Source organism: Bradyrhizobium sp. HKCCYLRH2015 (genome assembly GCF_051168215.1).
Classification (GTDB): Bacteria; Pseudomonadota; Alphaproteobacteria; order Rhizobiales; family Xanthobacteraceae; genus Bradyrhizobium.
Window position 1 is genome coordinate 807,106 of sequence record NZ_JBNPUO010000001.1, and the last position, 18,775, is coordinate 825,880.

At 63.9% G+C, this 18,775-nt stretch carries 30 protein-coding genes; all 30 read left to right on the forward strand.

Annotated elements, in window-relative coordinates; translation table 11 throughout:
- Positions 1-181 precede the first annotated feature (181 nt).
- The 30 genes from rpsL to ACQR1H_RS03750 all read left to right on the forward strand — a co-directional run bounded on the left by rpsL (position 182) and on the right by ACQR1H_RS03750 (position 18,708).
- Positions 182-553: a 30S ribosomal protein S12 gene (gene rpsL / locus ACQR1H_RS03605; RefSeq protein WP_006611834.1), complete on the forward strand. Its 372-nt coding sequence runs from the start codon at positions 182-184 to the stop codon at positions 551-553.
- A 30-nt stretch (positions 554-583) separates the two neighbouring features.
- Entirely contained in the window at positions 584-1,054 is a 471-nt protein-coding gene (gene rpsG, locus ACQR1H_RS03610) for a 30S ribosomal protein S7 (RefSeq protein ID WP_006611835.1), read from the forward strand.
- A gap of 33 nt (positions 1,055-1,087) precedes the next feature.
- The gene (gene fusA, locus ACQR1H_RS03615) at positions 1,088-3,160 is read left to right on the forward strand and encodes an elongation factor G (protein WP_316177107.1); all 2,073 of its coding nucleotides are present in this window, start codon (positions 1,088-1,090) and stop codon (positions 3,158-3,160) included.
- Between the two features lie 39 nt (positions 3,161-3,199).
- A complete protein-coding gene (gene tuf / locus ACQR1H_RS03620) occupies positions 3,200-4,390 on the forward strand; it encodes an elongation factor Tu (protein ID WP_006611837.1) in 1,191 nt (396 codons plus the stop codon).
- Between the two features lie 90 nt (positions 4,391-4,480).
- Positions 4,481-4,789, forward strand: coding sequence for a 30S ribosomal protein S10 (gene rpsJ, locus ACQR1H_RS03625; RefSeq protein ID WP_002712302.1), 309 nt, complete (start codon positions 4,481-4,483; stop codon positions 4,787-4,789).
- Positions 4,790-4,846: 57 nt separating this feature from the next.
- The gene (gene rplC, locus ACQR1H_RS03630; RefSeq protein WP_006611838.1) at positions 4,847-5,566 is read left to right on the forward strand and encodes a 50S ribosomal protein L3; all 720 of its coding nucleotides are present in this window, start codon (positions 4,847-4,849) and stop codon (positions 5,564-5,566) included.
- Positions 5,567-6,187, forward strand: a complete 621-nt coding sequence (gene rplD / locus ACQR1H_RS03635) for a 50S ribosomal protein L4 (protein WP_006611839.1) — start codon at positions 5,567-5,569, stop codon at positions 6,185-6,187. It begins immediately after the preceding gene.
- Positions 6,184-6,483 carry a 50S ribosomal protein L23 gene (locus tag ACQR1H_RS03640; protein WP_172108066.1) on the forward strand — a complete coding sequence of 100 codons (300 nt, stop codon included), beginning with the start codon at positions 6,184-6,186 and terminating at the stop codon, positions 6,481-6,483. Before rplD ends, ACQR1H_RS03640 begins: the two co-directional genes overlap by 4 nt.
- Positions 6,484-6,495: 12 nt before the next feature.
- Complete coding sequence (gene rplB, locus ACQR1H_RS03645) at positions 6,496-7,329, forward strand: 50S ribosomal protein L2 (RefSeq protein WP_006611841.1); 834 nt, start codon at positions 6,496-6,498, stop codon at positions 7,327-7,329.
- Positions 7,330-7,341: 12 nt separating this feature from the next.
- A complete protein-coding gene (rpsS, locus tag ACQR1H_RS03650) occupies positions 7,342-7,620 on the forward strand; it encodes a 30S ribosomal protein S19 (protein WP_006611842.1) in 279 nt (92 codons plus the stop codon).
- Between the two features lie 10 nt (positions 7,621-7,630).
- The gene (gene rplV, locus ACQR1H_RS03655; protein WP_315714562.1) at positions 7,631-8,011 is read left to right on the forward strand and encodes a 50S ribosomal protein L22; all 381 of its coding nucleotides are present in this window, start codon (positions 7,631-7,633) and stop codon (positions 8,009-8,011) included.
- 21 nt (positions 8,012-8,032) lie between these two features.
- Positions 8,033-8,743, forward strand: a complete 711-nt coding sequence (gene rpsC / locus ACQR1H_RS03660) for a 30S ribosomal protein S3 (protein WP_012045041.1) — start codon at positions 8,033-8,035, stop codon at positions 8,741-8,743.
- Between the two features lie 40 nt (positions 8,744-8,783).
- Positions 8,784-9,197 (forward strand): 50S ribosomal protein L16, encoded by a 414-nt coding sequence (rplP, locus tag ACQR1H_RS03665; protein ID WP_008963467.1) that lies wholly within the window; start codon positions 8,784-8,786, stop codon positions 9,195-9,197.
- 5 nt (positions 9,198-9,202) lie between these two features.
- Positions 9,203-9,409 (forward strand): 50S ribosomal protein L29, encoded by a 207-nt coding sequence (rpmC, locus tag ACQR1H_RS03670; protein WP_006611846.1) that lies wholly within the window; start codon positions 9,203-9,205, stop codon positions 9,407-9,409.
- A 10-nt stretch (positions 9,410-9,419) separates the two neighbouring features.
- A complete protein-coding gene (rpsQ, locus tag ACQR1H_RS03675) occupies positions 9,420-9,668 on the forward strand; it encodes a 30S ribosomal protein S17 (protein WP_015667612.1) in 249 nt (82 codons plus the stop codon).
- Between the two features lie 99 nt (positions 9,669-9,767).
- On the forward strand, positions 9,768-10,136 hold the full coding sequence (gene rplN, locus ACQR1H_RS03680) for a 50S ribosomal protein L14 (protein WP_006611848.1): 369 nt from the start codon (positions 9,768-9,770) through the stop codon (positions 10,134-10,136).
- On the forward strand, positions 10,136-10,450 hold the full coding sequence (gene rplX, locus ACQR1H_RS03685) for a 50S ribosomal protein L24 (protein ID WP_315737601.1): 315 nt from the start codon (positions 10,136-10,138) through the stop codon (positions 10,448-10,450). The genes rplN and rplX overlap by 1 nt, the downstream gene beginning before the upstream one ends.
- Complete coding sequence (gene rplE, locus ACQR1H_RS03690) at positions 10,443-11,000, forward strand: 50S ribosomal protein L5 (RefSeq protein WP_315800971.1); 558 nt, start codon at positions 10,443-10,445, stop codon at positions 10,998-11,000. Before rplX ends, rplE begins: the two co-directional genes overlap by 8 nt.
- A 43-nt stretch (positions 11,001-11,043) precedes the next feature.
- Positions 11,044-11,349 (forward strand): 30S ribosomal protein S14, encoded by a 306-nt coding sequence (gene rpsN, locus ACQR1H_RS03695; RefSeq protein ID WP_315800970.1) that lies wholly within the window; start codon positions 11,044-11,046, stop codon positions 11,347-11,349.
- 13 nt (positions 11,350-11,362) lie between these two features.
- Entirely contained in the window at positions 11,363-11,761 is a 399-nt protein-coding gene (rpsH, locus tag ACQR1H_RS03700) for a 30S ribosomal protein S8 (protein WP_315714559.1), read from the forward strand.
- A 13-nt stretch (positions 11,762-11,774) separates the two neighbouring features.
- On the forward strand, positions 11,775-12,308 hold the full coding sequence (gene rplF / locus ACQR1H_RS03705; RefSeq protein WP_172108074.1) for a 50S ribosomal protein L6: 534 nt from the start codon (positions 11,775-11,777) through the stop codon (positions 12,306-12,308).
- 11 nt (positions 12,309-12,319) lie between these two features.
- Positions 12,320-12,682 carry a 50S ribosomal protein L18 gene (gene rplR, locus ACQR1H_RS03710; RefSeq protein WP_006611854.1) on the forward strand — a complete coding sequence of 121 codons (363 nt, stop codon included), beginning with the start codon at positions 12,320-12,322 and terminating at the stop codon, positions 12,680-12,682.
- 48 nt (positions 12,683-12,730) lie between these two features.
- Positions 12,731-13,303 carry a 30S ribosomal protein S5 gene (gene rpsE / locus ACQR1H_RS03715; RefSeq protein ID WP_006611855.1) on the forward strand — a complete coding sequence of 191 codons (573 nt, stop codon included), beginning with the start codon at positions 12,731-12,733 and terminating at the stop codon, positions 13,301-13,303.
- A gap of 44 nt (positions 13,304-13,347) precedes the next feature.
- The gene (rpmD, locus tag ACQR1H_RS03720; protein WP_006611856.1) at positions 13,348-13,539 is read left to right on the forward strand and encodes a 50S ribosomal protein L30; all 192 of its coding nucleotides are present in this window, start codon (positions 13,348-13,350) and stop codon (positions 13,537-13,539) included.
- Between the two features lie 11 nt (positions 13,540-13,550).
- Entirely contained in the window at positions 13,551-14,036 is a 486-nt protein-coding gene (rplO, locus tag ACQR1H_RS03725; protein WP_009031841.1) for a 50S ribosomal protein L15, read from the forward strand.
- Positions 14,037-14,192: 156 nt separating this feature from the next.
- Positions 14,193-15,527, forward strand: coding sequence for a preprotein translocase subunit SecY (gene secY, locus ACQR1H_RS03730; RefSeq protein ID WP_315714557.1), 1,335 nt, complete (start codon positions 14,193-14,195; stop codon positions 15,525-15,527).
- Between the two features lie 84 nt (positions 15,528-15,611).
- On the forward strand, positions 15,612-16,481 hold the full coding sequence (locus tag ACQR1H_RS03735; RefSeq protein ID WP_316177111.1) for an adenylate kinase: 870 nt from the start codon (positions 15,612-15,614) through the stop codon (positions 16,479-16,481).
- Between the two features lie 195 nt (positions 16,482-16,676).
- The gene (gene rpsM, locus ACQR1H_RS03740) at positions 16,677-17,045 is read left to right on the forward strand and encodes a 30S ribosomal protein S13 (protein ID WP_315714555.1); all 369 of its coding nucleotides are present in this window, start codon (positions 16,677-16,679) and stop codon (positions 17,043-17,045) included.
- A gap of 129 nt (positions 17,046-17,174) precedes the next feature.
- Complete coding sequence (rpsK, locus tag ACQR1H_RS03745) at positions 17,175-17,564, forward strand: 30S ribosomal protein S11 (protein WP_006611861.1); 390 nt, start codon at positions 17,175-17,177, stop codon at positions 17,562-17,564.
- 112 nt (positions 17,565-17,676) lie between these two features.
- Positions 17,677-18,708, forward strand: a complete 1,032-nt coding sequence (locus tag ACQR1H_RS03750; RefSeq protein WP_315800968.1) for a DNA-directed RNA polymerase subunit alpha — start codon at positions 17,677-17,679, stop codon at positions 18,706-18,708.
- Positions 18,709-18,775: the final 67 nt, after the last annotated feature.

Genomic DNA, 18,775 nt, shown 5'->3' on the forward strand with positions numbered 1-18,775 from the left:
TGGTGATCGCGGTCCTCTGTGGCGTCAAGCGCTTTCCGTTCAGCGATGAACGGTTGGCGCGATTTCGTTTTGCGCGGGTTTTGATCGCGCGAAACGGCCCGGTGAGGCGGGGAACCTCGAACAGAATTTGCGGAAGCCGGTCGCGGTCTCCGTGCGAACGTTGAGAAGGGTGAAGGCCAAGATGCCGACGATCAACCAGCTGATCGCAAATCCGCGCGAAGTGCAGAAGTCGCGCAAGAAGGTGCCGGCGCTGCAGCAGTCGCCGCAGAAGCGTGGCGTTTGCACGCGCGTCTACACCACGACCCCGAAGAAGCCGAACTCGGCGCTTCGTAAGGTCGCCAAGGTGCGCCTGACCAACGGCTTCGAGGTGATCGGCTACATCCCGGGTGAAGGCCATAACCTGCAGGAGCACTCGGTGGTCATGATCCGCGGCGGCCGCGTCAAGGACTTGCCGGGCGTGCGCTACCACATCCTCCGCGGCGTGCTGGATACCCAGGGCGTCAAGAACCGTAAGCAGCGCCGTTCGAAGTACGGCGCGAAGCGTCCGAAGTAAGACGTTCGAGAGAAGCGGGAACAAGATCACATGTCGCGTCGCCATTCAGCCGAAAAGCGTGAAGTGCTTCCGGATCCGAAGTTCGGGAACATCATCGTCACCAAGTTCATGAACTCGGTGATGTACGCCGGCAAGAAGTCGGTCGCCGAAGGTATCGTCTACGGCGCGTTCGGCATCATCGAGGCCAAGACCAAGCAGAGCCCGCTGACGGTGTTCGAGCAGGCCCTCGAAAACGTCATGCCGACCATCGAGGTCCGCTCCCGCCGCGTCGGCGGCGCGACCTACCAGGTGCCGGTCGAGGTTCGTTCGACCCGCCGGCAGGCGCTGGGCATCCGCTGGCTGATCTCGGCCGCGCGCGACCGCAACGAGAAGACGATGACTGAGCGGCTTTCGGCGGAGCTGCTCGACGCCTCGAACAATCGGGGTAACGCCGTGAAGAAGCGTGAAGACGTGCACCGGATGGCGGAAGCCAACCGCGCCTTCTCGCACTACCGCTGGTAACAGCGGCCCGAACGGAAATCAGGGAACACCTTCATGCCCCGCCAACATGCCATCGAGGACTACCGTAACTTCGGTATCATGGCGCATATCGACGCCGGTAAGACCACGACGACCGAGCGCATCCTCTATTACACCGGCAAGAGCCACAAGATCGGCGAAGTGCACGAAGGTGCCGCGACGATGGACTGGATGGAGCAGGAGCAGGAGCGTGGCATCACGATCACCTCGGCTGCCACCACCGCGTTCTGGAACGGCAAGCGCCTGAACATCATCGACACCCCTGGCCATGTCGACTTCACCATCGAGGTCGAGCGTTCGCTTCGCGTGCTCGACGGCGCCGTGTGCGTGCTCGACTCCAACCAGGGCGTCGAGCCGCAGACCGAGACCGTCTGGCGCCAGGGCGACAAGTACAAGGTGCCGCGCATCGTCTTCGCCAACAAGATGGACAAGACCGGCGCCGACTTCTTCAAGTGCCTGGCCGACATCGTCGACCGCCTGGGCGCGAAGCCGGTTGCGATCCAGCTGCCGATCGGTGCTGAGAACAACTTCAAGGGCTGCATCGACCTCGTGACCATGAAGGCGATCGTCTGGAACGACGAGGCGCTCGGCGCGAAGTTCGACTACGCCGAGATCCCGGCTGATCTGGCCGATCAGGCCAAGGAATATCGCGAGAAGCTGGTGGAAGCCGCCGTCGAGCTCGACGACGACGCGCTCACCGCGTTCCTGGACGGCAAGGAGCCGGACGAGGCGACCCTGAAGCGCCTGATCCGCAAGGCGGTGCTGACCGGCGCGTTCTATCCGGTGCTGTGCGGCTCGGCCTTCAAGAACAAGGGCGTGCAGCCGCTGCTGGACGCCGTCGTCGATTATCTGCCGTCGCCGCTCGACGTTCCCGCGATCAAGGGCACCGACGACAAGGGCAACGAGGTCGTGCGCAAGGCGGACGACAAGGAGCCCCTGGCGCTGCTGGCGTTCAAGATCATGGACGACCCATTCGTCGGCACGATCACCTTCTGCCGCATCTATTCGGGCATCCTGACCTCGGGCACCGGCGTCGTGAACTCGACCCGCGAGAAGAAGGAGCGCATCGGCCGCATGCTGCTGATGCATGCGAACAACCGCGAGGACATCAAGGAAGCCTATGCCGGCGACATCGTCGCCCTCGCTGGCCTCAAGGAAGCCCGCACCGGTGATACGCTGTGCGATCCGTCCAACCAGGTGATCCTGGAAAAGATGGAATTCCCGGAGCCGGTCATCGAGATCGCGATCGAGCCGAAGTCGAAGGCCGACCAGGAGAAGCTCGGCGTCGCGCTGGCGAAGCTGGCCGCGGAGGATCCGTCCTTCCGCGTGTCGACCGATCACGAGTCGGGGCAGACCATCCTCAAGGGGATGGGCGAGCTCCATCTCGACATCAAGGTCGACATCCTCAAGCGCACCTACAAGGTCGATGCGAACATCGGCGCGCCGCAGGTGGCGTTCCGTGAGCGTATCACCAAGCCGGCAAATGTGGACTACACCCACAAGAAGCAGACCGGTGGCACGGGCCAGTTCGCGGCCGTGAGCCTCGTGGTCGAGCCGAACGAGCCGGGCGGCGGCTACGTGTTCGAGTCCAAGATCGTCGGCGGTGCGGTTCCGAAGGAATACATCCCCGGCGTCGAAAAGGGCATCGAGAGCGTGCTCGGCGCGGGCGTTGTCGCCGGCTTCCCGGTGGTCGACGTCAAGGTGGCGCTGGTCGACGGCAAGTATCACGACGTCGACTCGTCGGCGCTGGCCTTCGAAATCGCCTCTCGCGCGGCTTTCCGCGAGGCGCTGCAGAAGGGCAAGTCGGTTCTGCTCGAGCCGATCATGAAGGTCGAGGTGGTGACCCCGGAAGACTACACCGGCTCGGTCATCGGCGACCTGAACTCGCGTCGTGGCCAGATCCAGGGCCAGGACATGCGCGGCAATGCCAACGTCATCAACGCGATGGTGCCGCTCATGAACATGTTCGGTTACGTGAACAACCTGCGCTCCATGAGCCAGGGCCGCGCGACCTTCACGATGCAGTTCTCGCACTACGCTGAAGCGCCGGCCAACGTGTCGGCCGAAGTCCAGAAGAAGTTTGCCTGATTGTCGTTAGCTCAAGTTAGCGACTGAACGGAGAGTCAAATGGCCAAAGCTAAGTTTGAACGTAACAAGCCCCACTGCAACATCGGCACCATCGGTCACGTCGACCACGGCAAGACCTCGCTGACGGCTGCAATCACCAAGATCCTGGCCGAGACGGGCGGTGCGACGTTCACTGCCTACGACCAGATCGACAAGGCGCCGGAAGAGAAGGCTCGCGGCATCACCATCTCGACCGCTCACGTCGAGTACGAGACCAAGAACCGCCACTACGCGCACGTCGATTGCCCCGGCCACGCCGACTACGTGAAGAACATGATCACCGGCGCCGCGCAGATGGACGGCGCGATCCTGGTCGTGTCGGCTGCTGACGGCCCGATGCCGCAGACCCGCGAGCACATCCTGCTCGCCCGCCAGGTCGGCGTGCCGGCGCTGGTCGTGTTCCTCAACAAGTGCGACATGGTCGACGATCCGGAGCTGCTCGAGCTCGTCGAGCTCGAGGTCCGCGAGCTGCTCTCGAAGTACGAGTTCCCGGGCGACAAGATCCCGATCATCAAGGGCTCGGCGCTCGCCGCTCTGGAAGATTCGGACAAGAAGCTCGGCCACGACGCCATCCTCGAGCTGATGCGCAATGTCGACGAGTACATTCCGCAGCCGGAGCGTCCGATCGATCAGCCCTTCCTGATGCCGGTCGAAGACGTGTTCTCGATCTCGGGCCGCGGCACCGTCGTGACCGGCCGTGTCGAGCGCGGCATCATCAAGGTCGGTGAGGAAATCGAGATCGTCGGCATCCGTCCGACCCAGAAGACCACCGTCACCGGCGTTGAAATGTTCCGCAAGCTGCTCGATCAGGGCCAGGCGGGCGACAACATCGGTGCGCTGCTCCGCGGCACCAAGCGCGAGGACGTCGAGCGCGGCCAGGTGCTGTGCAAGCCGGGTTCGGTCAAGCCGCACACCAAGTTCAAGGCTGAGGCGTACATCCTCACCAAGGAAGAGGGCGGCCGTCACACTCCGTTCTTCACCAACTATCGTCCGCAGTTCTACTTCCGCACGACCGACGTGACCGGCGTCGTTCACCTGCCGGAAGGCACCGAGATGGTGATGCCGGGCGACAACATCGCGATGGAAGTGCACCTGATCGTGCCGATCGCGATGGAGGAGAAGCTGCGCTTCGCCATCCGCGAGGGCGGCCGCACCGTCGGCGCCGGCGTCGTCGCCTCGATCATCGAGTAACAACAGCGAATAGGGAATGGCGGGTGGCGAATGGAGATATCCATTCGCCGTTCGCTACTCGCCACTCACTACTCAAAGAAAGATACGGCAATGAACGGCCAAAATATCCGCATCCGTCTCAAGGCGTTTGACCATCGTATCCTCGATACGTCGACGCGCGAGATCGTCAACACGGCGAAACGGACCGGCGCGCAGGTTCGCGGACCCATTCCGCTGCCGACCCGCATCGAGAAGTTCACCGTGAACCGTTCGCCGCACGTCGACAAGAAGAGCCGCGAGCAGTTCGAGATGCGTACCCACAAGCGCCTGCTCGACATCGTCGATCCGACCCCGCAGACCGTCGATGCTCTCATGAAGCTCGACCTGGCCGCCGGCGTCGACGTCGAGATCAAGCTCTAAGTTTTTGGATTCACGTTCGCCCCATCGCGGACATAGATAAGAACAGGAAGCACGCCGATGCGCTCCGGAGTGATCGCACAAAAGGTCGGGATGACGCGGGTCTTCACGGAGACCGGCGAACATATCCCCGTGACCGTGCTGAAGCTCGGCAATTGCCAGGTGGTCGGTCACCGCACCACCGAGAAGAACGGCTATGTCGCGCTGCAGCTCGGCAGCGGCAGCCGCAAGACGGTCTACATGCCGAAGGCGGAGCGCGGCCAGTTCGCGGTCGCCAAGGTCGAGCCGAAGCGCAAGCTCGCCGAATTCCGTGTCAGCGAGGATTCGCTGATCCCGGTCGGCGCCGAGATCCAGGCCGACCACTTCGTCGTCGGCCAGTTCGTCGACGTTACCGGCACCTCGGTCGGTAAGGGCTTCGCCGGCGGCATGAAGCGCTGGAACTTCGGCGGTCTTCGCGCCACGCACGGTGTGTCGATCTCGCATCGTTCGATCGGTTCGACCGGTGGTCGTCAGGACCCCGGCAAGACCTGGAAGAACAAGAAGATGCCCGGTCACATGGGCGTCGATCGCATCACCACGCTGAACCTGCGTGTGGTGCAGACGGACGTCGAGCGCGGCCTGATCCTGGTGGAAGGCGCAGTGCCCGGCTCCAAGGGCGGATGGATCTCGGTGCGGGACGCCGTCAAGAAGCCGCTGCCGAAGGAAGCGCCGAAGCCCGGCAAGTTCAAGGTCGCGGGTGAGCAGGCTGCCGAAGCGCCGGCCGTGCAGGAGGGCGCATAAATGGAACTGAAAGTCACCACCCTCGAGGGCAAGGAAGCCGGCTCCGTCCAGCTGTCCGACGCCATCTTCGGTCTGGAGCCGCGCGCTGACATCATTCAGCGTTGCGTCCAGTGGCAGCTGAACAAGCGCCAGGCCGGCACTCACAAGGCCAAGGGGCGCGCCGAGATCTGGCGCACCGGCAAGAAGATGTACAAGCAGAAGGGCACCGGCGGTGCTCGTCACGGCTCGGCTCGCGTGCCGCAGTTCCGTGGCGGCGGCCGCGCCTTCGGTCCGGTCGTGCGCTCGCATGCGACCGACCTGCCGAAGAAGGTCCGTGCGCTCGCTCTGAAGCATGCGCTGTCGGCCAAGGCCAAGGACGGTGATCTGGTCGTCTTGGAGAACGCCACCCTCGAGGCGGCGAAGACCAAGGCGCTGATCGGCCACTTCTCGGGTCTCGGCCTGACCAACGCGCTGATCATCGACGGCGCCGAGCTGCACAACGGCTTCGCCGCTGCGGCCCGCAACATCCCGAACCTGGACGTGCTGCCGATCCAGGGCATCAACGTCTACGACATCCTGCGCCGTCAGAAGCTCGTGCTGACCAAGGCGGCGATCGATGCGCTGGAGGCGCGCTTCAAATGAAGACCATCGATCCGCGCCACTACGACATCATCATCGCGCCGGTCGTGACCGAGAAGGCGACGTTCGCCTCGGAGCACAACAAGGTTCTGTTCAAGGTGGCCGCAAAGGCGACCAAGCCGCAGATCAAGGAAGCGATCGAGAAGCTGTTCGACGTCAAGGTCAAGAGCGTCAACACGCTCGTCCGCAAGGGCAAGACCAAGGTGTTCCGCGGCAATTTCGGTTCGCAATCGGACAGCAAGCGCGCGATCGTGACCCTCGAAGAGGGCCACCGTATCGACGTGACCACCGGACTGTAAGGCTGAGCTGCCATGGCACTGAAGACATTCAATCCCACGACGCCCGGCCAGCGCCAGCTGGTGATGGTCGATCGTTCGGCCCTGTACAAGGGCAAGCCGGTCAAGGCGCTGACCGAAGGCAAGCAGTCGAGCGGCGGTCGCAACAACACCGGCCGCATCACGGTTCGCTTCCTCGGCGGCGGCCACAAGCAGTCGTACCGCACGGTAGACTTCAAGCGCGACAAGGTCGACGTTCCCGCGACCGTCGAGCGCCTGGAGTATGATCCGAACCGGACCGCCTTCATCGCCCTGGTCAAGTATCAGGACGGCGAGCTCGCCTACATCCTGGCGCCGCAGCGCCTGGCGGTCGGTGACACCATCGTCGCCGGCAACTATGTCGACGTGAAGCCGGGCAACGTCATGCCGCTGGGCAACATGCCGGTCGGCACGATCGTGCACAACATCGAGGTCAAGATCGGGAAGGGCGGCCAGCTCGCGCGTTCGGCCGGCACCTACGCCCAGATCGTCGGCCGCGACCAGGACTACGTGATCGTCCGCCTGAACTCGGGCGAGCAGCGCCTGGTGCATGGCCGCTGCCGCGGCACCATCGGTGCGGTGTCGAACCCGGACCACATGAACACCTCGATCGGCAAGGCCGGCCGCAAGCGTTGGATGGGCCGCAGGCCCCACAACCGCGGTGTCGCGATGAACCCGATCGACCATCCGCACGGCGGCGGCGAAGGCCGTACCTCGGGCGGTCGTCACCCGGTCACTCCGTGGGGCAAGCCTACCAAGGGCAAGAAGACCCGCACCAACAAGTCGACCGATAAATTCATTCTCTTGAGCCGCCACAAGCGGAAGAAGTAAGGAACGACGGACATGGTTCGTTCAGTCTGGAAAGGCCCGTTCGTCGAGGCGTCGCTGCTCAAGAAGGCAGATGCGGCGCGCGCGTCCGGCCGTCACGACGTCATCAAGATCTGGAGCCGCCGCTCGACCATCCTGCCGCAGTTCGTCGGCCTGACGTTCGGCGTCTACAACGGCCAGAAGCACGTGCCGGTGGCGATCAACGAAGAGATGGTCGGCCACAAGTTCGGCGAGTTCTCGCCGACCCGCACCTTCCACGGCCATTCGGGCGATAAGAAAGCCAAGAAGGCTTGAGGATTAAGCGATGAGCAAACCAAAGCGCGAACGGAGCCTCCCCGAAAACGAGGCCAAGGCTGTGGCCCGGATGCTTCGGGTGAGCCCGCAGAAGCTGAACCTGGTGGCGCAGATGATCCGCGGCCGCAAGGCGTCGGCCGCCCTCGCCGACCTGCAGTTCTCGCGCAAGCGGATTGCGGTCGACGTCAAGAAGTGCCTGGAATCGGCGATCGCCAATGCCGAGAACAATCACGAGCTCGAGGTCGACGATCTCGTCGTCTCGCAGGCTTTCGTCGGCAAGGGAATCGTGATGAAGCGTTTCTCGCCGCGCGGCCGTGGCCGTTCGGGCCGAGTTTTCAAACCGTTTTCGCAGCTGACGATCATTGTGCGTCAGGTCGAGGCGAGCGCTTAAAGCAGGCGCTGGGAGAATACGATGGGTCAAAAGATCAATCCGATCGGTCTGCGTCTCGGCATCAACCGGACCTGGGATTCGCGCTGGTTCGCCGGCAAGGCCGAGTACGGCAAGCTGCTGCATGAAGACGTCAAGATCCGTGAGATCCTGCACAAGGAGCTCAAGCAGGCGGCCGTTGCCCGCATCGTGATCGAGCGTCCGCACAAGAAGTGCCGCGTCACGATCCACTCGGCACGTCCGGGCGTCGTGATCGGCAAGAAGGGCGCCGACATCGACAAGCTGCGCAAGCGCGTCGCCGACATCACCTCGTCGGACGTCGTCATCAACATCGTCGAGATCCGCAAGCCGGAGCTCGATGCCACGCTGGTCGCCGAATCGATCGCGCAGCAGCTCGAGCGTCGCGTTGCGTTCCGCCGCGCCATGAAGCGCGCCGTGCAGTCGGCGATGCGTCTCGGCGCCGAGGGCATCCGCATCAACTGCTCGGGTCGTCTGGGCGGCGCGGAAATCGCCCGCATGGAGTGGTATCGTGAGGGCAGGGTGCCGCTGCACACGCTGCGCGCCGACATCGACTACGGTGTGGCCACCGCGTTCACCACCTTCGGCACCTGCGGCGTGAAGGTCTGGATCTTCAAGGGCGAGATCCTCGAGCACGATCCGATGGCACAGGACAAGCGGATGAACGAAGGCGGCGGCGAGAGCTCGCAGCCCCGGTCGCGCCGCGACGCGGCCTGATCGATCAGCCGCGACAAGACAGGTTTGAGGGCTCAAAGCCATGATGCAACCAAAGAAGACCAAGTTCCGAAAGGCGCATAAGGGCCGTATCCACGGCGTTGCGTCCTCGGGCGCGACGCTGGCCTTCGGCCAGTTCGGGCTGAAGGCGATGGAGCCGGATCGCGTCACCGCGCGCCAGATCGAGGCCGCTCGTCGTGCCTTGACCCGTCACATGAAGCGCGCCGGCCGCGTCTGGATTCGCGTGTTCCCGGATCTTCCGGTGTCGAAAAAGCCGGCCGAGGTCCGCATGGGCTCCGGCAAGGGCTCGCCGGAATTGTGGGTGGCCCGCGTCAAGCCGGGCCGGGTGATGTTCGAGATCGACGGCGTGAGCAACCAGATCGCGCGCGAGGCGCTGCTGCTGGCGGCCGCCAAGCTGCCGATCAAGACGCGCTTCGTCGAACGCATTGCGGAGTAATGGTCATGGCCGAGATGAAGATTGCCGACATTCGCGCGATGAGCCCCGACCAGATGGACGATGCGATCGTCAATCTGAAGAAGGAGCGCTTCAACCTGCGCTTCCAGCGTGCCACCGGGCAGCTGGAGAATACCGCGCGGCTGCGTGAGGCGCGCCGCGACATCGCCCGTATCAAGACCATCGCCGCGCAGCAGCGCGCCAAGACGAAGTAAGAGGCTCGACATGCCGAAACGGACCCTTCAGGGCGTCGTCGTCAGCGACAAGCAGGCCAAGACGATCGTTGTGCGCGTCGACCGGCGCTTCACCCACCCGATCTACAAGAAGACCATCCGCCGCTCGAAGAACTACCACGCGCACGACGAGAACAACGAGTTCAAGCCGGGCGACATGGTGTGGATCGAGGAGAGCAAGCCGATCTCGAAGCTCAAGCGCTGGACCGTGATCCGGGGCGAGCACAAGAAAACCGCCTGAGGCGCGAGACGCGGCCCTGTCAAAGGGGCCGGTTTCGCTTTCGGGATCAAACAAGGCGCAGCTTTCCTGCGCAGCAGATGAAGAGGACGAGGTGCATCAATGATTCAGATGCAGACCAACCTCGACGTGGCCGATAATTCCGGCGCACGCCGTGTCATGTGTATCAAGGTGCTGGGCGGCTCGAAGCGCCGCTATGCCACCGTCGGCGACATCATCGTGGTGTCGATCAAGGAAGCCATTCCGCGTGGCAAGGTGAAGAAGGGCGACGTCATGAAGGCCGTCGTGGTGCGCGTCCGCAAGGACATCCGCCGCGCCGACGGCTCGGTGATCCGCTTCGACCGCAACGCGGCCGTCCTGATCAACAACCAGTCGGAGCCGGTCGGCACCCGCATCTTCGGGCCGGTGCCGCGCGAACTGCGCGCCAAGAACCACATGAAGATCATTTCGCTTGCGCCGGAGGTGCTGTGATGGCTGCCAAGATCCGCAAGGGCGACAAGGTGATCGTCCTGACCGGCCGCGACAAGGGTCGCACCGGGGAGGTGTTCGAGGTGCGTCCCGACGAGGGCACCGCGCTGGTACGCGGCATCAACCTGGTGAAGCGTCACCAGAAGCAGACCCAGAACCAGGAAGGCGGCATCATCTCCAAGGAGGCGCCGATCAACCTGTCTAACGTCGCGTATGTCGGCAAGGACGGCAAGCCGACGCGCGTTGGATTCAAGATTCAGGCGGACGGCAAGAAGGTCCGCGTTGCCAAGAGCTCGGGAGTTGAGATCGATGGCTGAGACCGCTTACACCCCGCGCCTGCGCGAGGAATATGATCGCAAGATCAAGAGCCAGCTGACCGAGAAGTTCGGCTACGCCAACGTCATGCAGGTGCCGCGGCTCGACAAGGTCGTGCTCAACATGGGCATCGGCGAGGCGGTTAACGACCGCAAGAAGGCGGAGACGGCGGCGGCCGACCTGTCGCTGATCGCCGGCCAGAAGGCGGTCGTGACCTATTCGCGCGTCGCCATCGCGACCTTCAAGCTGCGCGAGAACCAGCCGATCGGCTGCAAGGTCACCTTGCGCAAGACCAAGATGTACGAGTTCATCGACCGCCTGATCAACGTCGCGCTGCCGCGCGTCCGCGACTTCCGCGGCCTGAACCCGAAGAGCTTCGACGGCCGCGGCAACTATTCGCTCGGCATCAAGGAGCACATCATTTTCCCCGAGATCGACTTTGACAAGGCCGGGGAGAGCTGGGGCATGGACATCACGGTGTGCACCACCGCGACGACCGACGACGAGGCCCGTGCCCTTCTGACCGCATTCAATTTCCCGTTCCGGCAGTGAGACGCTGAACAGCCTCTCAAACGCGGATACCCAGGAGCCAAGCATGGCAAAGAAGAGTTCAGTCGAGAAGAACAACCGGCGCAAGCGGATGGCCAAGAACGCCGCCCCGAAGCGCGCCCGGTTGAAGGCGATCATCGCCGACAAGGAAAAGCCGATGGAGGAGCGCTTTGCCGCGACCCTGAAGCTGGCCGAGATGCCGCGCAATTCGTCGGCGACCCGCATCCGCAACCGGTGCGAGCTGACCGGCCGTCCGCGGTCGAACTATCGCAAGAACAAGCTGAGCCGCATCGCGTTGCGCGAGCTCGGGTCCAAGGGCCTGGTTCCGGGCCTCGTGAAGTCGAGCTGGTAAGGAGGATCGCACCATGTCAACGCACGATCCCATCAGCGATCTGATCACCCGCATCCGCAACGCGCAGATGCGCTCGAAGTCGAAGGTCTCGACTCCCGGCTCCAAGATGCGCGCCAGCGTGCTCGAGGTGCTGAAGTCCGAAGGCTACATCCGCGGCTATGCCACGCTGGAGCATCCGTCGGGCCGCAGCGAGATCGAGATCGAGCTGAAATATTTCGACGGCGAGCCCGTGATCCGCGAGATCGAGCGCGTCTCCAAGCCCGGCCGCCGCGTCTACACCTCGGTGAAGAACCTGCCGCGCGTGAACAACGGGCTCGGAATTTCTGTTTTGTCGACGCCGAAGGGAATCATGGCCGACCATAGCGCGCGTGACGCGAATGTCGGCGGTGAAGTTCTCTTCACGGTGTTCTAAGAAGGATTGAGCCATGTCACGTATTGGCAAGAAGCCTGTGGCGGTGCCGTCCGGAGTGACGGCCTCCGTCGACGGACAGACCGTCAAGATGAAGGGGCCGAAGGGCCAGCTTCAGTTCATCGTCCATGACGACGTGGACGTGAAGTTCGAGAACGGCCAGGTCAAGGTTGCCCCGCGCGCCGAGACCAAGCGCGCCCGGTCGCTGTACGGCACCGCGCGCGCCCAGATCGCCAACCTGGTCGAAGGCGTGACCAAGGGCTTCGAGAAGAAGCTCGAGATCACCGGCGTCGGCTACCGCGCCGCGATGCAGGGCAAGAACCTGCAGCTCGCGCTCGGCTACAGCCATGACGTCGTCTACCAGATCCCGGAGGGCATCACGATCGCCGTGCCGAAGCCGACCGAGATCACGGTCACGGGCATCGACCCGCAGCGCGTCGGCCAGGTGGCCGCCGAAATCCGCGCCTACCGGCCGCCGGAGCCCTACAAGGGCAAGGGCGTGAAGTACGCGGGTGAATTCATCTTCCGCAAGGAAGGCAAGAAGAAGTAACGGAGCCGGACATGTCGAGAGCAAAGGTTACGAATGCCCGGCGCAAGCAGCGCGTGAGGCTGTCGCTGCGCCGCTCCGCCGGCGGCCGTCCACGCCTGTCGGTGTTCCGTTCGTCGAAGCACATCTACGCTCAGGTCATCGACGATCAGAAGGGCGAGACGCTCGCCTCCGCGTCGTCGATGGAGAAGGAGATGCGCTCGGCCGGCAACACCGGTGCCGACATCGATGCGGCGAAGGCGGTGGGCAAGCTGCTCGCCGAGCGCGCGGTGAAGGCGGGGATCAAGGAAGTCGTGTTCGATCGCGGCGGCTATCTCTATCACGGTCGCGTCAAGGCCCTGGCCGACGCGGCGCGCGAGAGCGGGCTGAGCTTCTAACATCAATGGATATGGGCGCGAGAGCCCCTCAGAAGATTGGATAGCACCATGGCAGGTGAACGGGAACGAGGCGGTCGCGATCGCAAGGAGCGCGAGGAGCGCGACAGCGAGTTCGTCGACAAGCTCGTCCACATCAACCGAGTCGCGAAGGTCGTGAAGGGCGGTAAGCGCTTCGGCTTTGCGGCGCTCGTCGTGATCGGCGATCAGAAGGGCCGGGTCGGCTTCGGCCACGGCAAGGCGCGCGAAGTGCCGGAGGCGATCCGCAAGGCGACGGACTCCGCCAAGCGCAACCTGACCCGCGTCGCGCTGCGCGAGGGCCGGACCCTGCACCACGACATCTTCGGTCGTCACGGTGCGGGCCGCGTCTATCTGCGTGCGGCTCCGGCCGGTACCGGCATCATCGCCGGCGGCCCGATGCGCGCCGTGTTCGAGACGCTGGGCATCCAGGACGTGGTGGCGAAGTCGATCGGCTCGTCCAACCCGTACAACATGGTGCGCGCGACCTTCAACGCGCTGAAGCACCAGGATTCACCGCGCTCGGTTGCCGCGCGCCGCAACATCAAGGTGTCGACCCTGCAGGCCCGCCGCGTCGGTGGCGATGCCGAGGCAGCTGCCGACTAACGAACGCGCGCCGCCTCTGGCCGGCGCATCTCGGAGTGAAGACCATGGCTAGCGCCAAGACGATCAAGATCGAGCAGATCGGCAGCCCGATCCGCCGGCATCACTCGCAGCGCGAGACGCTGATCGGGTTGAAGCTCAACAAGATCGGCCGCGTGACCGAACTGCCGGATACGCCGGCGGTCCGCGGCATGATCACCAAGGTTCATCATCTCGTCCGCATCGTCGACGAGAAGTAAGGAGAAGGGCGATGAAGCTCAGCGATATCGCCGACAACGCCGGCGCGCGCAAGAAGCGCATGCGCGTCGGCCGCGGCATCGGCTCCGGCAAGGGCAAGACCTCGGGCCGTGGCGGCAAGGGCCAGACCGCGCGCTCCGGCGTGCGCATCAAGGGCTTCGAAGGCGGTCAGATGCCGATGCATCGCCGTCTGCCGAAGCGCGGCTTCAACAACATCTTCGCGCTCGATTTCGTCGAGATCAATCTCGACCGGATCCAGCAGGCGATCGATGCCAAGAAGCTCGATGCCGGCAGCGTGATCAACGCCGAGTCCCTCGTGAAGTCCGGTGCGCTGCGCCGCGCCAAGGACGGCGTGCGTCTGCTCGGCCGCGGCGAGCTCAAGGCCAAGATCAACATCGAGGTGCATGGTGCCTCGAAGTCGGCGATCGCGGCGGTCGAGAAGGCCGGCGGCACCGTCAAGCTGCTGGCGCCAGCCAAGGACGAAGGCGAGGCGGCGTAACATCTGCGTCATTGCCCTGCTGCCGGCTTGTGCTGGAGAGGGCAGGGCAATGGACAGAACGCGCTCGCGTACCAGATAATATCCGACGTCTGCCCAAGCCTCGCGAGCCCTCGCGGGGCTGATGCGGTCAAGAAGGGCGGCGGGAGAAAGCTAGACATGGCCTCAGCAGCGGAACAACTGGCGGCAAACCTCAATTTCGGCGCGCTCGCGAAGGCCGATGAGCTGAAGAAGCGCATCTGGTTCACCCTCGGCGCGCTGCTGGTCTACCGCCTCGGCACCTACATTCCGCTGCCCGGCATCGACCCGAACATCTGGGACTCGGTGTTCCGCACCCAGGCCGGCGGCATTCTCGGCATGTTCAACATGTTCGCCGGCGGCGGCATTCACCGCATGGCGATCTTCGCGCTGAACATCATGCCGTACATCTCGGCATCGATCATCATTCAGCTGCTCACCACCGTCTCGCCCCAGCTCGAAGCCCTCAAGAAAGAGGGGGAGGCTGGCCGCAAGATGCTGAACCAGTACACCCGCTATCTGACGGTGATCCTGGCTGCCGTGCAGTCCTACGGCATCGCCGTCGGCCTCGAAGGCGCCGGCAACGTCGTCGCCGATCCCGGCCTGTTCTTCCGCCTCTCGACCGCGATCACGCTGACCGGCGGCACCATGTTCCTGATGTGGCTCGGCGAGCAGATCACCTCGCGCGGCATCGGCAACGGCATCTCGCTGATCATCCTGTCCGGCATCGTCGCGGAGCTGCCCTCTGCACTCGCCAACATGCTGGAACTCGGCCGCCAGGGCGCGCTGTCGACCGGCCTGATCCTGATCGTCATCGTGATGGCGGTTGCCGTGATCGCCTTCATCGTGTTCGTGGAGCGCGCCCAGCGCCGGCTCCTGATCCAGTATCCGAAGCGCCAGGTCGGCAACAAGATGTTCGAGGGCCAGTCCTCGCATCTGCCGCTGAAGCTGAACACATCGGGCGTGATCCCGCCGATCTTCGCCTCGTCGCTGCTGCTGCTGCCGACCACGGTCGCCAATTTCAACGCCGGCAAGGGACCCGAGTGGTTCCAGTGGATCACCACCCAGCTCGGCCACGGCCGGCCGCTGTTCCTGGTGCTGTATCTGGCGCTGATTCTGTTCTTCGCCTTCTTCTACACCGCGATCGTGTTCAACCCGACCGAGACCGCCGACAATCTGAAGAAGCATGGCGGCTTCATCCCGGGCATCAGGCCGGGCGAGCGCACCGCGGAATATATCGATTACGTGCTGTCGCGGATCACCGTGCTCGGCGCCATCTATCTGGCGATCGTGTGTCTGATCCCGGAAATTCTGATTTCCTACGCTTCCGTCCCGTTCTACTTTGGTGGCACTTCGCTTCTGATCGTGGTCAGCGTTACGATGGATACCGTGGCGCAGGTTCAGGGTTATCTGCTCGCCCATCAGTATGAGGGGCTGATCAGGAAGTCGAAGTTGCGGGGGCGCCGCCGCGGATAGCGGCGGATCGCGGCCCGGGAACCACCAAGCCAAGAACAAGGTGTGCGGGAGGGTCGCTCACCGTGTGCCGGGGGGCGAAATTCGATGAGACTCATTCTTCTGGGGCCGCCCGGTTCGGGCAAGGGGACGCAGGCGCAGCGCCTGGTCCAGCAATACGGCATCGTTCAGCTGTCGACCGGCGACATGCTGCGCGCCGCGGTCGCCGCTCAAACGCCGATCGGGCTCAAGGCCAAGGACATCATGGCTGCCGGCGGATTGGTGCCTGACGAGGTCGTGGTCGGCATCATCGCGGACCGTATCGAGCAGCCGGACGCCGCCAATGGCTTCATCCTCGATGGCTTCCCGCGCACGGTGCCGCAGGCCGAGGCGCTGGATGCGCTGCTGAAGCAGAAGCAGATGAAGCTGGACGCGGTGATCGAGCTCCGCGTCAACGAGGGCGTTCTGCTCGAGCGCGTCGAGCGCCGGGCCGCCGAGACCCGCGCGCGCGGCGAGGCCGTGCGGGCCGACGATACGCCGGAGGTCCTCACTAAGCGCCTCGCCAGCTACCGCGACCAGACCGAGCCTCTGATCCACTATTATTCGGACCACCGGATGCTGGCGACCGTCGACGGCATGATGCCGATCGAGCAGGTCACCGAGGAGATCGGACGGATCCTGGCCGCCGTCGGTAACACCGGCGGCAGCCGGGCGGCGAAGAAGGCGAGCCCGGCCAAGCGCAGTGCCAAGGCTGCGGGGAAGACCGCGCCGGCCAAATCGGCCAAGAAGGTCGCTAAAAAGGCTCCGAAGGCGCCTGCGCCGACGAAAAAGGCCGCAAAGACAGCCAAAAAGGGAGCAAAGGCGGCCCCCAAGAAAGCCTCCAAGGCCTCGAAGAAGGCTCCCAAGCTCGCTGCCAAGGCGGCCAAGGGAACCCGGAAAACCTCTGCAAAGGCTGCAAAAAAGCGCGCCAAGAGGTGATCGAATCTTGTAGGGGCGGTTGACGACCGCCGTGTGAATCCATTAATAAGCCCGCATCCAAGTCGGATGGTTTTCCAAAGATGCCGGGCCCCACGAATCGAGGGGTGGGCGTCTTGTTCGCGTTTGCGGACGCCTGCCCGAGATAGCGAGAACGAAGACCGGTCCATCCTGGGATCGGTGACAGGAGAGAAGTCCGTGGCCCGTATTGCCGGTGTCAACATCCCGACCAACAAGCGCGTCCTGATCGCGCTCCAGTATATCCATGGCATCGGCCCGAAGATCGCGGGCGAGATCATTGACAAGGTCAAGATCGCCGAGGATCGCCGCGTCAACCAGCTGAGCGACCAGGAAGTCCTGCAGATCCGCGAAATCATCGACCGCGACTACGTCGTCGAGGGCGACCTGCGGCGCGAGACCGGCATCAACATCAAGCGTCTGATGGACCTCGGCTGCTATCGCGGCCTGCGCCATCGTCGCGGCCTGCCGGTGCGCGGCCAGCGCACCCACACCAATGCGCGCACGCGCAAGGGACCGGCCAAGGCGATTGCCGGCAAGAAGAAGTAATCTGGCGAACTGCTGATAGCGGGTGGCGAATAGGGGCGATCCCTGTTCGCTACTCGCTATTCACCATTCGCCTTTCTGGTGTAGCCGCTGGCACTACGGCGGCGTTGAGATCTCGAGAAAGGTACTTATATGGCCAAGGAAGCCGCACGTGTCCGCCGTCGTGAGCGCAAGAACATCGCCTCCGGCGTCGCCCATGTGAATTCGTCGTTCAACAACACCACCATCACCATTACCGACGCGCAGGGCAACACCATTGCCTGGTCGTCGGCCGGCACGATGGGGTTCAAGGGATCGCGCAAGTCGACCCCGTATGCCGCCCAGGTCGCGGCGGAGGACGTGTCCAAGAAGGCTCAGGAACATGGCATGCGCACCCTCGAGGTCGAGGTTGCCGGCCCTGGCTCCGGCCGTGAATCGGCGCTCCGTGCGCTGCAGGCTGCGGGTTTCACCGTCACCTCGATCCGCGACGTGACGACGATCCCGCACAATGGTTGCCGCCCGCGCAAGCGTCGGCGCGTCTAATCTGAAAGAGGCGGACAGCATGTCCGCCTCGTCGTGCTTTTGAGACATTTCGACTGCCGCGATCTGAAGCGCGGTTCTCCAACGCCAGTCAGTCAGATCCCATGACTGGCCCATGGGTGAAACAGTGACGATCCAGAAGAATTGGCAAGAATTGATTCGGCCGAACAAGCTCCAGGTCACGCCGGGCTCCGACGCGACCCGTTTCGCCACCGTGGTTGCCGAGCCGCTGGAGCGCGGTTTCGGCCAGACGCTCGGCAATGCGCTGCGCCGCATCCTGCTGTCGTCGCTGCAGGGCGCCGCTGTGCAGTCGGTGCACATCGACGGCGTGCTGCACGAGTTCTCCTCGATCGCCGGTGTCCGCGAGGACGTCACCGACATCGTGCTGAACATCAAGGACATCGCGATCAAGATGCAGGGCGAAGGCCCGAAGCGGATGGTCGTGAAGAAGCAGGGTCCGGGCGCGGTCACCGCCGGCGACATCCAGACCGTCGGCGATATCGTCGTTCTGAACCCCGACCTGCAGCTCTGCACTCTGGACGAGGGCGCCGAGATCCGCATGGAGTTCACGGTCGCGACCGGCAAGGGCTATGTCGCCGCCGATCGTAACCGTCCCGAGGACGCGCCGATCGGCCTGATCCCGGTCGACAGCCTGTTCTCTCCGGTCCGCAAGGTCTCCTACAAGGTCGAGAACACCCGCGAGGGCCAGATCCTCGACTACGACAAGCTGACCATGACGATCGAGACCAACGGCGCGATCTCGCCGGAGGACGCGGTGGCCTATGCCGCGCGCATCCTGCAGGATCAGCTCAACGTGTTCGTCAACTTCGAAGAGCCGCGCAAGGAAGTCGCTCAGGAGATCATCCCGGACCTCGCCTTCAACCCGGCCTTCCTCAAGAAGGTGGACGAGCTCGAGCTGTCGGTGCGTTCGGCGAACTGCCTGAAGAACGACAACATCGTCTATATCGGCGACCTCGTGCAGAAGTCGGAAGCGGAAATGCTGCGCACCCCGAACTTCGGCCGCAAATCGCTGAACGAGATCAAGGAAGTGCTGGCCCAGATGGGTCTGCATCTCGGCATGGAAGTGCCCGGCTGGCCGCCGGAGAACATCGACGAGCTGGCCAAGCGCTTCGAGGATCACTACTGAGTGGCGGGCGGGTAGGGTCCTACCCGCCACCGTAACCACCCGGGCGAACGCAGGCAGCCCACCTGAG

Bases quoted from the DNA above. Each gene is read 5' to 3' on its own strand.
- rpsL (WP_006611834.1), top strand. From the start codon at position 182: ATGCCGACGATCAACCAGCTGATCGCAAATCCGCGCGAAGTGCAGAAG.
- rpsG (WP_006611835.1), top strand. From the start codon at position 584: ATGTCGCGTCGCCATTCAGCCGAAAAGCGTGAAGTGCTTCCGGATCCG.
- fusA (WP_316177107.1), top strand. From the start codon at position 1,088: ATGCCCCGCCAACATGCCATCGAGGACTACCGTAACTTCGGTATCATG.
- tuf (WP_006611837.1), top strand. From the start codon at position 3,200: ATGGCCAAAGCTAAGTTTGAACGTAACAAGCCCCACTGCAACATCGGC.
- rpsJ (WP_002712302.1), top strand. From the start codon at position 4,481: ATGAACGGCCAAAATATCCGCATCCGTCTCAAGGCGTTTGACCATCGT.
- rplC (WP_006611838.1), top strand. From the start codon at position 4,847: ATGCGCTCCGGAGTGATCGCACAAAAGGTCGGGATGACGCGGGTCTTC.
- rplD (WP_006611839.1), top strand. From the start codon at position 5,567: ATGGAACTGAAAGTCACCACCCTCGAGGGCAAGGAAGCCGGCTCCGTC.
- ACQR1H_RS03640 (WP_172108066.1), top strand. From the start codon at position 6,184: ATGAAGACCATCGATCCGCGCCACTACGACATCATCATCGCGCCGGTC.
- rplB (WP_006611841.1), top strand. From the start codon at position 6,496: ATGGCACTGAAGACATTCAATCCCACGACGCCCGGCCAGCGCCAGCTG.
- rpsS (WP_006611842.1), top strand. From the start codon at position 7,342: ATGGTTCGTTCAGTCTGGAAAGGCCCGTTCGTCGAGGCGTCGCTGCTC.
- rplV (WP_315714562.1), top strand. From the start codon at position 7,631: ATGAGCAAACCAAAGCGCGAACGGAGCCTCCCCGAAAACGAGGCCAAG.
- rpsC (WP_012045041.1), top strand. From the start codon at position 8,033: ATGGGTCAAAAGATCAATCCGATCGGTCTGCGTCTCGGCATCAACCGG.
- rplP (WP_008963467.1), top strand. From the start codon at position 8,784: ATGATGCAACCAAAGAAGACCAAGTTCCGAAAGGCGCATAAGGGCCGT.
- rpmC (WP_006611846.1), top strand. From the start codon at position 9,203: ATGGCCGAGATGAAGATTGCCGACATTCGCGCGATGAGCCCCGACCAG.
- rpsQ (WP_015667612.1), top strand. From the start codon at position 9,420: ATGCCGAAACGGACCCTTCAGGGCGTCGTCGTCAGCGACAAGCAGGCC.
- rplN (WP_006611848.1), top strand. From the start codon at position 9,768: ATGATTCAGATGCAGACCAACCTCGACGTGGCCGATAATTCCGGCGCA.
- rplX (WP_315737601.1), top strand. From the start codon at position 10,136: ATGGCTGCCAAGATCCGCAAGGGCGACAAGGTGATCGTCCTGACCGGC.
- rplE (WP_315800971.1), top strand. From the start codon at position 10,443: ATGGCTGAGACCGCTTACACCCCGCGCCTGCGCGAGGAATATGATCGC.
- rpsN (WP_315800970.1), top strand. From the start codon at position 11,044: ATGGCAAAGAAGAGTTCAGTCGAGAAGAACAACCGGCGCAAGCGGATG.
- rpsH (WP_315714559.1), top strand. From the start codon at position 11,363: ATGTCAACGCACGATCCCATCAGCGATCTGATCACCCGCATCCGCAAC.
- rplF (WP_172108074.1), top strand. From the start codon at position 11,775: ATGTCACGTATTGGCAAGAAGCCTGTGGCGGTGCCGTCCGGAGTGACG.
- rplR (WP_006611854.1), top strand. From the start codon at position 12,320: ATGTCGAGAGCAAAGGTTACGAATGCCCGGCGCAAGCAGCGCGTGAGG.
- rpsE (WP_006611855.1), top strand. From the start codon at position 12,731: ATGGCAGGTGAACGGGAACGAGGCGGTCGCGATCGCAAGGAGCGCGAG.
- rpmD (WP_006611856.1), top strand. From the start codon at position 13,348: ATGGCTAGCGCCAAGACGATCAAGATCGAGCAGATCGGCAGCCCGATC.
- rplO (WP_009031841.1), top strand. From the start codon at position 13,551: ATGAAGCTCAGCGATATCGCCGACAACGCCGGCGCGCGCAAGAAGCGC.
- secY (WP_315714557.1), top strand. From the start codon at position 14,193: ATGGCCTCAGCAGCGGAACAACTGGCGGCAAACCTCAATTTCGGCGCG.
- ACQR1H_RS03735 (WP_316177111.1), top strand. From the start codon at position 15,612: ATGAGACTCATTCTTCTGGGGCCGCCCGGTTCGGGCAAGGGGACGCAG.
- rpsK (WP_006611861.1), top strand. From the start codon at position 17,175: ATGGCCAAGGAAGCCGCACGTGTCCGCCGTCGTGAGCGCAAGAACATC.
- ACQR1H_RS03750 (WP_315800968.1), top strand. From the start codon at position 17,677: ATGGGTGAAACAGTGACGATCCAGAAGAATTGGCAAGAATTGATTCGG.